Annotated in this window: 13 protein-coding genes and 1 pseudogene; 1 reads left to right on the forward strand and 13 read right to left on the reverse strand. The window is 63.6% G+C overall.

Annotation, left to right across the window (positions count from 1 at the left end):
- Nucleotides 1-5 precede the first annotated feature (5 nt).
- From ACPQ6D_RS09005 to ACPQ6D_RS09040, 8 genes and pseudogenes are all read right to left on the reverse strand, one after another.
- Complete coding sequence (locus ACPQ6D_RS09005) at nt 6-254, reverse strand: hypothetical protein (RefSeq protein WP_423223982.1); 249 nt, start codon at nt 252-254, stop codon at nt 6-8.
- 64 nt (nt 255-318) lie between these two features.
- Nucleotides 319-921, reverse strand: a complete 603-nt coding sequence (gene coaE / locus ACPQ6D_RS09010) for a dephospho-CoA kinase (protein ID WP_423223983.1) — start codon at nt 919-921, stop codon at nt 319-321.
- A gap of 4 nt (nt 922-925) precedes the next feature.
- Nucleotides 926-2,245, reverse strand: a complete 1,320-nt coding sequence (locus ACPQ6D_RS09015; protein WP_423223984.1) for an ABC-F family ATP-binding cassette domain-containing protein — start codon at nt 2,243-2,245, stop codon at nt 926-928.
- A 128-nt stretch (nt 2,246-2,373) separates the two neighbouring features.
- A pseudogene (locus ACPQ6D_RS09020) lies at nt 2,374-2,937 on the reverse strand (ATP-binding cassette domain-containing protein); the annotation flags it as partial.
- A 99-nt stretch (nt 2,938-3,036) separates the two neighbouring features.
- A complete protein-coding gene (locus tag ACPQ6D_RS09025; protein ID WP_423223985.1) occupies nt 3,037-3,258 on the reverse strand; it encodes a hypothetical protein in 222 nt (73 codons plus the stop codon).
- A gap of 181 nt (nt 3,259-3,439) precedes the next feature.
- On the reverse strand, nt 3,440-3,850 hold the full coding sequence (locus ACPQ6D_RS09030; protein WP_423223986.1) for a helix-turn-helix domain-containing protein: 411 nt from the start codon (nt 3,848-3,850) through the stop codon (nt 3,440-3,442).
- Nucleotides 3,850-4,143 carry a type II toxin-antitoxin system HigB family toxin gene (locus tag ACPQ6D_RS09035; RefSeq protein WP_423223987.1) on the reverse strand — a complete coding sequence of 98 codons (294 nt, stop codon included), beginning with the start codon at nt 4,141-4,143 and terminating at the stop codon, nt 3,850-3,852. Before ACPQ6D_RS09035 ends, ACPQ6D_RS09030 begins: the two co-directional genes overlap by 1 nt.
- 243 nt (nt 4,144-4,386) lie before the next feature.
- Nucleotides 4,387-5,643 (reverse strand): choice-of-anchor B family protein, encoded by a 1,257-nt coding sequence (locus tag ACPQ6D_RS09040; protein ID WP_423223988.1) that lies wholly within the window; start codon nt 5,641-5,643, stop codon nt 4,387-4,389.
- Between the two features lie 47 nt (nt 5,644-5,690).
- Between ACPQ6D_RS09040 and ACPQ6D_RS09045 the strand changes: the two genes are divergently transcribed.
- A complete protein-coding gene (locus tag ACPQ6D_RS09045; protein WP_423223989.1) occupies nt 5,691-7,211 on the forward strand; it encodes an SBBP repeat-containing protein in 1,521 nt (506 codons plus the stop codon).
- A gap of 5 nt (nt 7,212-7,216) precedes the next feature.
- Here the strand turns inward: ACPQ6D_RS09045 and ACPQ6D_RS09050 are convergent, their stop codons facing one another.
- The 5 genes from ACPQ6D_RS09050 to ACPQ6D_RS09070 form a co-directional block, all read right to left on the reverse strand.
- Nucleotides 7,217-8,728: a choice-of-anchor B family protein gene (locus tag ACPQ6D_RS09050; protein WP_423223990.1), complete on the reverse strand. Its 1,512-nt coding sequence runs from the start codon at nt 8,726-8,728 to the stop codon at nt 7,217-7,219.
- 488 nt (nt 8,729-9,216) lie between these two features.
- Nucleotides 9,217-9,906 (reverse strand): hypothetical protein, encoded by a 690-nt coding sequence (locus ACPQ6D_RS09055; RefSeq protein WP_423223991.1) that lies wholly within the window; start codon nt 9,904-9,906, stop codon nt 9,217-9,219.
- Nucleotides 9,884-10,105, reverse strand: coding sequence for a hypothetical protein (locus tag ACPQ6D_RS09060; protein WP_423223992.1), 222 nt, complete (start codon nt 10,103-10,105; stop codon nt 9,884-9,886). The genes ACPQ6D_RS09055 and ACPQ6D_RS09060 overlap by 23 nt, the downstream gene beginning before the upstream one ends.
- Nucleotides 10,106-10,147: 42 nt before the next feature.
- Nucleotides 10,148-10,522, reverse strand: coding sequence for an HsmA family protein (locus ACPQ6D_RS09065; protein ID WP_423223993.1), 375 nt, complete (start codon nt 10,520-10,522; stop codon nt 10,148-10,150).
- A 3-nt stretch (nt 10,523-10,525) separates the two neighbouring features.
- Nucleotides 10,526-12,103 (reverse strand): hypothetical protein, encoded by a 1,578-nt coding sequence (locus tag ACPQ6D_RS09070; protein ID WP_423223994.1) that lies wholly within the window; start codon nt 12,101-12,103, stop codon nt 10,526-10,528.
- Nucleotides 12,104-12,265: the final 162 nt, after the last annotated feature.

Consider the following 12,265-nt stretch of genomic DNA (forward strand, 5'->3'; position numbering starts at 1 on the left):
TCTTCTTACGGCAGTTTGCCGGTTTCTGGCGGCGACGCGGGTTCTTCCTCGTCGTCCGGCCCATCTTCCCAACTGATGATCCACACACACGCGCCGGCGAGCAGGATGGTAATCACCATCAAGGCCAGCCATTGCAGGACTGTGAAACCGACGCTCCAGGCCGACCAGATCAGGATGATGACCATCCCAATCGCCAACGCAATCCACATCGCCAGGTGCGGATGCTGTTCATAGAAAGTACGGATACGATTCATGAGACCATCTCTTTTGAAAATGCTTTCGCTGCATGTTGTTGGCTGCGCACGCCAACTCTATCCATTACCCGCCATCTTCTGTCAACGCCTGCCACGCTGCCTCAACCTGCGCGGCGGTTTCTGCCAACGTCCCGTGGTTGTCAATCACCCGATCGGCGCGCTTGATCTTGTCCACCTGCGGCGGCTGAGCCTTGATGCGCATCTCAGCCTCCGGCCGGCTGAGACCGCGCGTGCGCATGAGGCGCTCCACCTGCTGCTCATGCGCGGCCGTCACCACCCATACCGTGTCGCACAGCGTGACGCTCAGACCGGCTTCCAGCAGTTTGATCGCCTCGATGACCACGACGGGCGCTTGACTGGCAGCCAGCTGCGCCTGGATAGAGACGAAAACCGCCGGATGGACGATCGCCTCCAGGCGCTGCAGCGCGGCCGCGTCCCGAAAGACGCGCGCCCCCAGATTGACCCGATCAACGGCCCCGTCGGGCGCCAGGATGTCAGGGCCAAAGGCATCCACAATGCCCTGGTAGGCCGCGGCGCCAGGCCGCATGACCTCGTGCGCCACCTGGTCGGCATCAATCACATCTGCGCCCAGGGCGCGCAGCATCGCCAGCACCGTGCTCTTGCCCGTGCCGATGTTGCCTGTCAAACCAATCACTTTTCTTGTCATCGGCTCATACCAGTTCCGCCCACGCGGCCATCAGCGCCTCGATGTCGGCCTGCACAGCCTGATGTTCAGCCGCCAGATCGGCGATGCGCTGCACATCCGACGCGCGGCTGGCCTCGGCCAGGCCGCGTTCGACCTCCGCCAAATCCGCCTCGCGCGCGTGAATGCGCGCCTCCAAGTCAGCCGTCTGCGCAGCGCGGGCGGCGGCGGCCTTGCGTTGACGGCGCTCGTCCTTCATGCGCTCGCGGTCCTGCGCCACGTCAGGCGGCGTCTCTTCACGACGTTGACCGGCCGCCTCCGCCTTTTCGATCTCTCGCTGGCGCAAATAGCCCTGGTAGCCGCCTTTGTAAGTAAAAAGCTCACCTTCACGCAGCGCCCACACTTCATCGGCCAGGGCATCCACCAGGAAGCGATCGTGCGACACCAGCAGCACGGTGCCTGTAAAACGGTCGAGCACGTCCTGCAAAATCTCTTGCGAAGCCACATCGAGATGATTTGTCGGCTCGTCCAGCAGCAGGAAATTGGCGCCCTGCAGCGTGAGCCGGGCCAGCGCCACGCGGCTGCGCTGACCGCCGCTGAGCACGCTGATCGGCTTGAAGACATCGTCGCCAGAAAAGAGGAAGCGTCCCAGGAAGTTGCGCGCCTGCGCCAGCGGCAGGTTCTCCACCTCCAGAATGGCATCGAGCACCGTCTGGTTGGGATTCAGCCCGGCGCTGGCCTGCGCCAGGTAGCCGGTGATGACGCTGGCGCCCAGACGCGCAGAGCCGCGCAGCGGCTTGACCTGCTCCAGGATTGTCTTGACGAGCGTGGTCTTGCCGGAGCCGTTGGGGCCGATCAGGGCCACGCACTGTCCGCGGCGGATTTCCAGGTCGGGCACGGTGACCAGGGGGTGCTCGCGGCGCCAGGTTGCGCCGAACGCCGCCCCGCTGCGATGGCCGTCATCGCGGCGCCCTGGCGCGTGCTCAGCCGCCAACCCGTCCACCCCATTACCGGCTGACGGCGCATCCACGTAGCCGACAACCAGGTTCTTGGTGCGCAGCACAATGTCGCCGCTGCGCACCTCGGTGGTCAGCCCCAGGTGGATCGTCTTCAGTTCGACCGGCCGCTCGATCAACTCATCGCGTTTGAAGCGATCGAGGCGCGTCAGGCGGCCGCGGGCTTCTTTGGAACGCTGACCAGCCTTGTAGCGGCGGATATAGGCCTCGGTTTCGGCAATGAATTCCTGCTGCGCTTCCCATTCCTTGCGCCGCGCGGCCAGACGGTCGGCGCGCTGCTGCACATACTGCGAATAGTTGCCCCGGTAGGCTGACAGGCGGCCCAGGGCCATCTCCCAGATGCCACGACCCTATCCAGGAAATAGCGGTCGTGCGCCACGATCACCAGGCTGCCCGGCCATTCGAGCAGCGTCTGCTCCAGCCATTCCACGGCGTCCAGGTCGAGGTGATTGGTCGGCTCATCGAGCAAGAGCAAGTCGGGCTGTTCCAGGAGAAGGCGAGCGAGCAGGGCGCGGGTGCGTTGGCCGCCGCTGAGCGTCGCCAGCGGCTTGGTGTACTCCTCCGCGCCGAAGCCCAGGCCGGTCAGCACCTGCTGCGCGCGCAGCTCGTAGGTGTAACCGCCGCCAACATCGAACGCGAGCTGCAGCTCGCCGTAGCTGGCGAGCAGCCGATCGTGCTCTTCCCCGTCCTGTGCTGCGGCCAGTGCGCTCTCCAGCGCGGCCAGCTGCGCCTGCTGGGCGCGCAGTTCGTCGAAAACCTGGAGGATATCGTCCCACAGCGATAGCGACCCGGCCGGCGGCGGGTCCTGGGGCAGATAGCCAATGCGCAGCCCGCGCTTGAACGCCACCTGCCCGGCGCTGAGCGATTCCAGTCCGGCCAGCATGCGCAGCAGCGTCGTCTTGCCCTCGCCGTTGGGGCCGACCAGGCCAATGCGGTCGCCGTGCTCCACGCGGCAATCCACCGCGGCGAACACATCGAGCGCGCCGAATGATTTACTGAGTCCCTGGGCTACTAAAACCGACATGGCGCGGATTATACCACAGAATGAGGCATGGGCCGATTTTTGAGGGCAAAGCGCGGCAGAGAGGGCTGCGTATTCAGCCGCTCACGTTTGTGGTTCAGGCTACGACTCAATCAGCCGGCTGACCGTCGCGCCGCACAGGCGCCATGTCAGCAGCAGGGCGCCCTCCACAACCTCGCCGTGGAAATTCGTGATGGTGGTGACGCGGGCGCAGTGGGAACACCACCCATTGGCGAGCAGCCTTGCCTGCGTCCGCGCGGGAATTCTCTGCCAGCGTGCCGCCGCGGCAGGGGTGAATGTATTGTTGTCAACCGAGTCGTGCATACGTGGCTCCTGAAATCTTTGGTAGCTGGATCGTTAGCCAGGTGGCCGCAGTCTGTAGCGGATCCGCAGGGATCGCCTCCAGGCGGGCGCAGCCGGTCAGCAGTAGAAGGGGAGGGAATCATTGAAATCACTGCCGGCATACTGGTTCATTGCCTCACCCTTTCAGCCGCGGTACATCCCATCAAAGCGGCATCGAGTTGGTCACGACGCTTAGTGAGCTGGGGGGCGTTTGCTTCCTCGAGTCCTGCACCAGGACTTCGGTGGGGATGCCAAGGCCAGCGCGCAACGCGCGGATCATGGTCAGGCTCAGCGGACGCTTGCGGTTGAGAACCTCCGACACCTTACTCGGGCTGCCGATGTACGCGGCCAGGTCCTTGCGGGTCAGCCCTTCCTGCTCCATGCGAAACAGAATCGCCTCCACTGGATCGGGAGGTGCGATAGGAAAGTGCTCCTGTTCGTATTGCACGACCAGCAGGGAGAACAGATCCAGTTCCTCCTCCTCCGACGACCCTGGCTGGGCGTCCATCAGTTCCGCCACATGGGCCAGCGCAGCCTCGTAGTCTGCTTCGGTCTTGATGACTTTGGGTTTCATTAGATGGTCTCCGCATTGATCCTGTCGTACTCGGCATGGGTGCCGATGAAACGGATATAGACGATTCCAGTGTTGTAGTGTATCTTCACGGCCAGCCGGTATTGATTGCCTTTGATGTTGAACACCACCCGGTTGCCAGGCAAAATGTCGGCGCTACGATAGCGATCGAGGACATCCTGCGGCGTTCTCCACTGCGCACTTGTGGCTTCCGCGTACCAAGCCTTGAGAGCATCCTCTGCGTCGCGATGCCTTGCCCAGAACTGGCTGAGCGCCCTGATTGCGATAATTCTCATGTGTAGTTTATTCCCATTTTGGGAAAAAGTCAAATGGTGCCACAAGCGACACTTTTGTCACGTTGAACGGGTCTGATCACGAACATCCACAACTACGAATCGCCGTCGTCGGACTGGGCGGCGCGGGCAGCTCGTAGCGGCGCAGGACCAGGTCCTCCTTGCCAGCGCCAGGATGTAGCTCGGATGGTCCAGCGTCAGGGTCTCGTGGACGCTCTCCAAGTTGTGGCACTTGATGAAGGTCGGTCAGCGCACCCGCAGAACAGGCAGATACTGTTGATTCGCCGCGGGCCGCAGGATGAACAGGCCGCTCTCCGTGTCGCTGACCGTGACCGCGCCGTCGGGCCACACGTACGGCGCGAACGCGCCGGTGTGACCGATGCTGTCGCTGTCAGGCACCGTGTCGAAATAGCCCATCTCGCGAAAATCAAGCCCGGGCAGGCTGCTGATATCCAGGATGCGCAACCCGGCCCGCCAGTTAGCCTCGAAGACGCGCGTGCCGACGATCAGTAAATCGTGATCAATCGCCGTCGTGCTGTGACTGAAATGGCCCAGCACTACGGGATGATCCAGGTCGCTGATGTCGAACGCGTACGTGCGGGTGTTATTGCCCGTGTGATGCTCGTCCATCATATCGCCCAGCAGCCAATAGCGCCGGTCGGCTGTCAGGTCGCCCTGGTGCGCGCGGGCAATGCCGGGATAGGTGAAATTCGCCACCTGCTGGGGTTGGCTCTTGTTGGTAACGTCGAAGATGCTGACATTATCGTCGCTGCCGACGAAACAGACTTCGTGGCCGTGATAGTCATGATCGGGGCCTTCATACACCAGGCACTCGCCGGTGGAGAGGGGCGTGTCGGTCTGGCCGAAGCAGCCGGCGAAGGTGGGCTGCAGCGGATTCTGCACATTCACCACATGCACCCCGTTCTGGCACGCGTCGCCGACGCTGCGAAACACGTAGAGGTAGCCGGTCGCCTGGTCCATCCACAGGCTGTGGCCGGCCACAAAGCCGGCGTAGTGCGCGCTCTCCGCAAAGGTCACGGGCGGATTAGGCACGCCGCGCAGCTGCGTCAGATCGAACACCTGCAGACCGTGCTGCGCCGGCGTGTCCGCCACGACGTACAGATAGCTGCCGTTGACGACCATATCCCGATACTCGGACACGCCCTGGTGGCTGGGCAGCAGGCCGAGCACAATCGGATGCTCACGGTCGGTTATGTCTACGAAGGAGGTGGCGTTGGTCAAGCCAAAGAGGACGATGTCGCGGCCAGTTTGTGGATCGCGCCAGCCCCAGTGCTTGTTGGCCTTGATCTCTGCACCGGAAGCGCCCAGCTCGGCCAGCGAAACCTGCGCCAGCAGGTCAATGCCGCGGCAGGGAAAGCCAGCCGCGAAGCCGTCGCGACAGGGAACTCGGTCGGTGAGGATAGGCTGACCGGGCTGGCGAGAAACGACCGTTGCAGTCGCCAAGACAAAGACAACCGTGAATAGAGAAAGCAGTTTTTGCATCACAAGGTCTCCTGGTGGTAAGGTAAAAGCAGGGGCATGATCTGCACATGAAACACTTCTTTCTTTCCCTTCTTGTCTTGACCGCCTGGCTCGCGCTGGCGGCGGGCGCCGCAACCGGGCCGGCGGACCTGCCCTGGGTCTTCAGCACCTACCTCGGCAGCGAGTCCGAAGATCAGGGCAGCAGCCTGGTGGTAGACGCGCAGGGCCGCCCGCTCATCACCGGCTACACCTCCGGGACGCGCTTTCCGGCGAGCCGGCATGCCGACTCGTCGCAGCACGGCGTTGACGTGTTTGCCACGCGCTTCGACGCAGACGGCGCGGCCACAAACTACCTCTACTGGTTCAACGCCCTGACGCTTTTCGCCGAAGACGAGGGCTACAGCGTCGCCCTGGACGCGCAGGGCAATGCCTACGTCACCGGCTATACCCGCTCCGAGGATTTCTGCACCGTGTTCGGCAGCGTTCCCGGTTATCATTCCACCTATTACGGCGAAACAGACGCCTTCGTACTCAAAATCCGCGCCGACGGCAGTGGGCTGGATTACTGCACCTTCCTGGGCGGCGCGGACTGGGACGTAGGCCGCGCGATCGCTGTGGACAGGCTGGGTAATGCGTACGTGACCGGCGGCACGTGGTCCACTGATTTCCCCACAACGCCTGGCGCGGTGCAGCCTGCCTTGGCCAGTCAGCGCGACACCTTCCTGGTCAAGCTGGACGCCGGCGGCGCGGCGCTGCTCTACAGCACGTTTCTTGGCGGCAGCGGTCAGGAAGAAGCCGTAGCGCTGCAGATTGATGCGGGGGATGGGGTCACGGACGAGATGGTTTACGTGGCTGGCTGGACCAACTCGGCCGACTTCCCGGTCACGCCGGGCGTGCTTGGCCCAACCTATCGCGGCAGCACCGACGGCTTCCTCTACCAGCTTGATCTCGCGGCCAACCGCCTGACATTCGCGACCTACCTCGGCGGCAGCGGCGCAGATCGGCCGGCCGCCTTGGCGCTGCGCAGCCATCAGCCAATCCTCGCGGGCGCGACCCAATCGGCCGACTTTCCCACCACGGCCGGCGCCCTGGCCGCGGGTGCGCAGGGCGGCATGGATGCCTTCGTCGCCGCGGTCGCGCCGGACGGCCGCACCCTGCACTTTTCGACCTACCTGGGGGGCAGGGGAGACGACTGGGCCTGGGCGCTGGACGCAGGCGGCGATCATTCGCTCTTCATTGTCGGGGCGACGACTTCGACCGATTTCCCGGTCAGCCCCGCGGCCGTTTCGCGCAGCCTGGGCGGCGAACGCGACGCCTTCCTGGCGCGGCTGTCCGCCGACGGCGCCACTCTGGTTTACAGCACCTACCTGGGCGGCAGCAACGTGGACGTGGCGCACGGTGTGGCGGCTGCCGCCGATGGGGATGTGGTGCTCACCGGCAGCACATCATCAGCCGATTTTCCGACCACACCCCTTGCCTACGACACGACGTACAACGGCGGCGGCGACATCTTCGTCACCAGGCTGCGGCTGGACGCGGCTCCCCCCGCCGGACGCAGAGCCTATCTCCCGCTTCTCCGGCGCCGTTGATCCGATTACGATGGGCAGGTCCAGCCCCATTGCGCGCTGAACTTCATTATGTCGGTCACGGTGACCACGCCATCGTTGTCGCGATCAACCCGATCACGATAGCAGGCGTCGGCCAGGCCGCAGTTCCAGCTCTGCGCGGCCTGCGCCATGTCCAGCGCATCCACCTGGCATGAGCAGTCCAGGTCGCGCCAGGTGCAGAGCGGCCGAGGCTGTAAGACAAACAACCCTTGTTCGATGCCGCTGACGATGACCGTGCCGCTGTCGAAGAACGGGTAGTTGCCCCACGCGCCGTTGAAGTTGGCATTGTTGTTGGCGGGGTAGATGTCAAAATAGCCGCTTTCGAACGGCGCCAGGGGGTTGGCGATGTCCAGGATGCGCAGCCCGGCGCGGTAATTGGCCTGGTAGGAACGGTTGCCCACGATGAACTGGTTGTGATCAATCGCGGTCGTCGGCCCGATGTGCGTGTGCACCAACACCGGATTGTCCAGGTCGGCCATGTCCCAAATGTAGGTGTAGGTGTTGTGGCCGAAATTCGTCTCATCCAGCTCGTCATCCTCGTAGAAATAGCGGTGATCCTCGGTGAGCCAGCCTTGGTGGACGTAGCCGGCGCCGCTATAGGTGCGCGCGGAGATCTGAACCGGCGCGGCCTTGTTGCTCACGTCCATCACCACGACCTGGCCGCCTGTGCTCTGGTTGCCGTTGGAATTGATGCAAATCTCCTTGCCGCGGTGCTGCGCGTCGGGGCCGTGGTAAACCACACAGGTGGTGTCGTGCGTGTAAGCGCTGCCCGCGCAGCCGGCGAAGGTGGGATTGCCGGGATCGCTGACGTTGATCATGTGCAGGCTGCCGGCGCACGCGTACGCGCCGCCGGTCGAGATGCCCACGACGTACAGATAGCCGGTGTCGGGGTTGATCGTAATGTCGTGCGCACTGCCAAACAGCGTATAGCGCGGCGCGCTGAAGGTGACAGGCGGGCTGGCAACCGAGCGCAGCTGCGTCAGATCGAAGACCTGCATGCCGTGCGCGCCGTTCGAGTCCGAGATGATATAGGCGTAGGTCCTAAAGGCCTTCAGCTCGCGCCATGAGGAGGTTCCCGTGGCCGAAGGCAGGTTGCCCAGGTAGATCGGGCTGGCCGGATTGCTGATGTCCACAAAGGCGGTGCCGTTGGTGCGGCCCATCAGCGCGTATTCCTTGCCGGTCAGCGGGTCGGTCCAGCCCCAGATGCTGCTGCCGCTGCCGCCGCCGATGGTGCTGTTGGGCAAGAACGCGGCCAGGTCCACGTTACTGCATGGGTAGACGCCAGCCATGCCGGCGACGCAAGGCGTGAACGCCAGCGGCGCCATGACCTGGGCCGGTTCCTGGTCCGCCAGGAAAAGGGCGCGCAGGGTGGCGCCAGGGTCGGCAACGCCGGCCGGCGCGGGCGGCTCAAAACCAGCATTCGCGGGCAGCGCAGCGCCGGCTGACAGCGCCAGGGCAAGGATCAGGGCAACAAGCGTGATGGACGGCGGCAGCTTCATCGTGGATGGTCTCCTGTGAGCGCAATAGATTGTTTGCTCCGGCAGGCAGGGCCGAAAGGAGCGCCATGATAACACAAGCCAGGCCGATTCTGCAAACAGACCCAAGTCTACATCCATATCTACATCTATATCTATATCTATCCATTCACAGTCGCGCCGATGAGTGCAATAATCGTAGTGGCGGAACCGATCTGACCGGCGGGGAGCATAAGGCTCCGATGAGATGCGTGGCGTGCCGAGCGCGCGACCGGTCGGCGCATAATGGCAGGAGCAGACGGAGACGAGAAGCTCAGGTGTTTGACGAGGTCCCCCCAGAACAACCCCAGCGGATCGTTCTGATCGGCTCAGGTGATCGTGGTTCTGAGGAACATGATGGATGTCAAACCGCGTGTGGTTCCAGTGGCGTTACTCGTAGGATTGGAGGCAGGGGGCAGAGTCGCCACGGGATGACCGGTAGAGAGATCAACTGATCAGGTGCGCCTGCCCAGTCAATCCTCCAGGCCAACAATGTGATCGAAGATCAGGATAGCGCAATCGGCGCACACGGCCTGAACGGTCCGCCAATCGCGCCAGCGCGGATCCAGGTTCTTGTATTCAACCAGGTTTAGCTCTTCAAGATCGTAGGGCAGCGGATTGGCAAGCTGAATCTGCAACTGCTGCAAGGCCGATTCCGCGTTGGGCTGCGGATAGAGACGATCGAAAGGCCGCAGGGCCTCTACCATTTGTTCAGCGCCCATGTGATCGGCCAGGGCGACGAAATCGAGATAGTCGCGGGTGGCATTCCGCCGCAGGATCAGCACGCCCTTAATCCGCAGCATTTCGCCTTCTGCAGGGAGGGTGAGCTTTTCACCCTGGTACTGGATCTGGACGGTTTCCAGCGGCTCATCCCGGATCAGTTGTCTCACCCCCGTTTCGATGCCGTCCAGGCTGCCGAGAATCTGGACAGGGCGCTTGACGCGGGCTGTCTTCCAGCCGGCGACCGCCTCCAGGTCAGCCAGCGCTTGGTCGAAGCGCTGCCGGAGATCGGTCAGGACATGATCGGCGTCGGTGGACAGGCGATGTGCTGCGTACACCGCCGCGGCGCTTCCGCCAACAAGGACCGCCCCCGGCAGAATCCGCTGGAGGTGGGCGGCCGCAGCAAGCACTTGTTCCCAATCAGGCAAGGTATCGTTCGGCATATTGTTTCCAGAAATGGTAACGCTGGGCATAGGGATCGGCCACGTGCGCCTGGCACACCCATAGTACTTTTTCCAGCATGGCCGGATCCGCAAGCGCCGCCCGGCGCAGCGCAGCCCAATCCGGCCGGCTGCCGCGGGCGATCACGTCGTCAATGGCGGCCAGGGTGAACTGCTGATGGGTGAGGTGACGGTGTAACATGACGTGATTATAGTATCAGACGCGCAGTATTGCCAATCGCCGTTAGGCTGTCATCCCAAACAGAGCGCCGGAGAGGTAGGGAATCAACCAGATCACCCACACCGCAACGCTGAATTTGTGAAAGCTGCGGATCGCGGCCTCGTCTTTGCGCATCAGCACGACCGTCGCCCAGATCGCATGGACGATCATCAAGAGGATGGCGGTCACGCCGGTGACGCCATGGACGCCGAAGGTCAGCCCGCCGGCCATCTCCAGCATCATCGCGGTGCCCACGGTGTCGCACACCAGGCCCAGCCAGAAGAAGACCAGGTGCCAGGCCTTCAGCCGCCCGGCAATCCGCTCGCTCCATACGCCGATGGAGTAAAAGACCAGGGCCAGGGTGATAAAGACGGTAGAGAGGAGCACTGGAGCGGGCATGAGTTATCCTTTCAATATCCCCCGCAACATCGGCACCAGCTTATACTTGCGCCCGTGCGTCTCCAGCAGGCCGGCCAGGTAGGCCTGCCACTCGGCTCCGCGGCCGTGCTGGAGATAGATGTCGCGGGCGGTGCGCAGCCAGGCGACGGCCGTGTCGTAGTGCTTGGCATTGCCTGCGTTCATGATGCCTTCCGCTTGCCTCTGGCACTTGCCGATGCCCCAATCGGGGAACTCGGCGCGCGTCGCCTGGATGACCTGGTTCAGGTCGCCGCTGTAGTACGACCCGTCCACCACCGCCATCGCTTCCACTAGCATGTGCTCATGGAGGTAAATATCAACTTTGCGCTGGGAAGCGGAACGCGCCATCTGTTCGAGCAGCCCGGCCTTGACCGCCGGCCATTTCGCCCCGGCCAAGCGCTCGGCCGCTTGGTAATCGGCCAGTTCGTAGCTGCTGGTGAAGGCAGTCTCCGCCGCCCGCAGCGCCAGCGCGGGGTCATCTGCTCCTTGCGCTTGCGTTATGGTCCAGCGCGCCAGCGCCGTTTTGCTCTCCCCCCCCGTCAGGTCAAGCCCATGACCGGCCACGTCCAGCGCGGCCGCGCGCGCGCCCTGTTCGACCAGCACCTGGGCCAACGACAGGATCTGCGCAGGCGATTGGATGAGTTGCCGCGCCTCGGCGACGGCCTTCTCCACTTGGCCGCTGCGGGCCAGCATGTTGATGTAGAGGCTGGTCTCCCCTTCCGCCTCGGCCAGGTGGATGTACTCCTGCGTCCGGCCCTGGCGCTCCAAGATGTGCAGCCGTACCAACGCCAGTTGATCGGCAAAGTCGGGGCGCTCGCCCTCCCAGGCGCCCTGCTCGGTGATGTTCCCCTGCATGGCGGCGACCAACGGTGGATAGTCCCACCACTGATCCAGCGCGATCTCGACGATCTCCAGGATCATCTCTTCCCCCCAATCCTCGACGCGGGCCAACCATTGATCCCGCTGCTCCGGGGAGAAGCTCTGGCTCAACAGCGCCTCGGTCAGCAGCACGCCCAGTTCCCGCGCGACGTTTTGGAACGCATCCTCGTTCGCCTCGGCGATCCACTCATCCAGGTCAGCGATGCCTCTGCCCCATGCCTCGATCATGGCGGTAATCACATCAGTGGCCGCGGCCGCATCCCCGGCAGCCAGCAGGCGCTCGGCCAGCGCGCGGTGCGGCCCCAGCACTTCGTCTGGGTAGATCACGCCGGCCTCATCATCGTCCCAGTAGCGCTCGGAGTAGCCACCACCGCCTGTCGCCGCAGCCCGCCGGATATCCTGGCCGATCTCGCGGTGGACGGCGGCGAGGTCAAACGTGATCGCGTGGGCAACCGGCGCCGTCGAGGCGGCGCCAGCGACCGGTGTGATCTTCAGCCACGCGACCTGCTGTTCGATGGCCGCGGCAAATGCCGGTTGACCCTCCGCTACGGCACGGATAATGCGACGCAGCTGGGCCTCGGTCAAGCCGGCCAGTAGTGCGTCCATCTGACGGTAGATCTCTCCGTTCTCAAACGATTGGCCGGTGGCCGCAGCGCGAATGTCGGCATCGGTGAATGTAGTCATATTGAGTTCCTCGTAGTAGGTTTACGCCAGCCATTCCTTTACCCAGGTAAACGCAACCGCCTGCATCTCCAGATCGAATTTGTGCGGGTCGGCGCGGAGGCAGATCTGCGCTGAACCGGCACCGATGTCGTCTTGGCCCCAAGTAAGTGTCAGCGTATCGGG

Source organism: Candidatus Amarolinea aalborgensis (assembly GCF_900491745.1).
Classification (GTDB): Bacteria; Chloroflexota; Anaerolineae; order SSC4; family Amarolineaceae; genus Amarolinea; species Amarolinea aalborgensis.

What these genes read in the sequence shown, in the direction of transcription:
- ACPQ6D_RS09005 (WP_423223982.1), bottom strand. Translation starts at nt 254, where the DNA reads ATGAATCGTATCCGTACTTTCTATGAACAGCATCCGCACCTGGCGATG.
- coaE (WP_423223983.1), bottom strand. Translation starts at nt 921, where the DNA reads ATGACAAGAAAAGTGATTGGTTTGACAGGCAACATCGGCACGGGCAAG.
- ACPQ6D_RS09015 (WP_423223984.1), bottom strand. Translation starts at nt 2,245, where the DNA reads ATGGCCCTGGGCCGCCTGTCAGCCTACCGGGGCAACTATTCGCAGTAT.
- ACPQ6D_RS09025 (WP_423223985.1), bottom strand. Translation starts at nt 3,258, where the DNA reads ATGCACGACTCGGTTGACAACAATACATTCACCCCTGCCGCGGCGGCA.
- ACPQ6D_RS09030 (WP_423223986.1), bottom strand. Translation starts at nt 3,850, where the DNA reads ATGAAACCCAAAGTCATCAAGACCGAAGCAGACTACGAGGCTGCGCTG.
- ACPQ6D_RS09035 (WP_423223987.1), bottom strand. Translation starts at nt 4,143, where the DNA reads ATGAGAATTATCGCAATCAGGGCGCTCAGCCAGTTCTGGGCAAGGCAT.
- ACPQ6D_RS09040 (WP_423223988.1), bottom strand. Translation starts at nt 5,643, where the DNA reads ATGCAAAAACTGCTTTCTCTATTCACGGTTGTCTTTGTCTTGGCGACT.
- ACPQ6D_RS09045 (WP_423223989.1), top strand. Translation starts at nt 5,691, where the DNA reads ATGAAACACTTCTTTCTTTCCCTTCTTGTCTTGACCGCCTGGCTCGCG.
- ACPQ6D_RS09050 (WP_423223990.1), bottom strand. Translation starts at nt 8,728, where the DNA reads ATGAAGCTGCCGCCGTCCATCACGCTTGTTGCCCTGATCCTTGCCCTG.
- ACPQ6D_RS09055 (WP_423223991.1), bottom strand. Translation starts at nt 9,906, where the DNA reads ATGCCGAACGATACCTTGCCTGATTGGGAACAAGTGCTTGCTGCGGCC.
- ACPQ6D_RS09060 (WP_423223992.1), bottom strand. Translation starts at nt 10,105, where the DNA reads ATGTTACACCGTCACCTCACCCATCAGCAGTTCACCCTGGCCGCCATT.
- ACPQ6D_RS09065 (WP_423223993.1), bottom strand. Translation starts at nt 10,522, where the DNA reads ATGCCCGCTCCAGTGCTCCTCTCTACCGTCTTTATCACCCTGGCCCTG.
- ACPQ6D_RS09070 (WP_423223994.1), bottom strand. Translation starts at nt 12,103, where the DNA reads ATGACTACATTCACCGATGCCGACATTCGCGCTGCGGCCACCGGCCAA.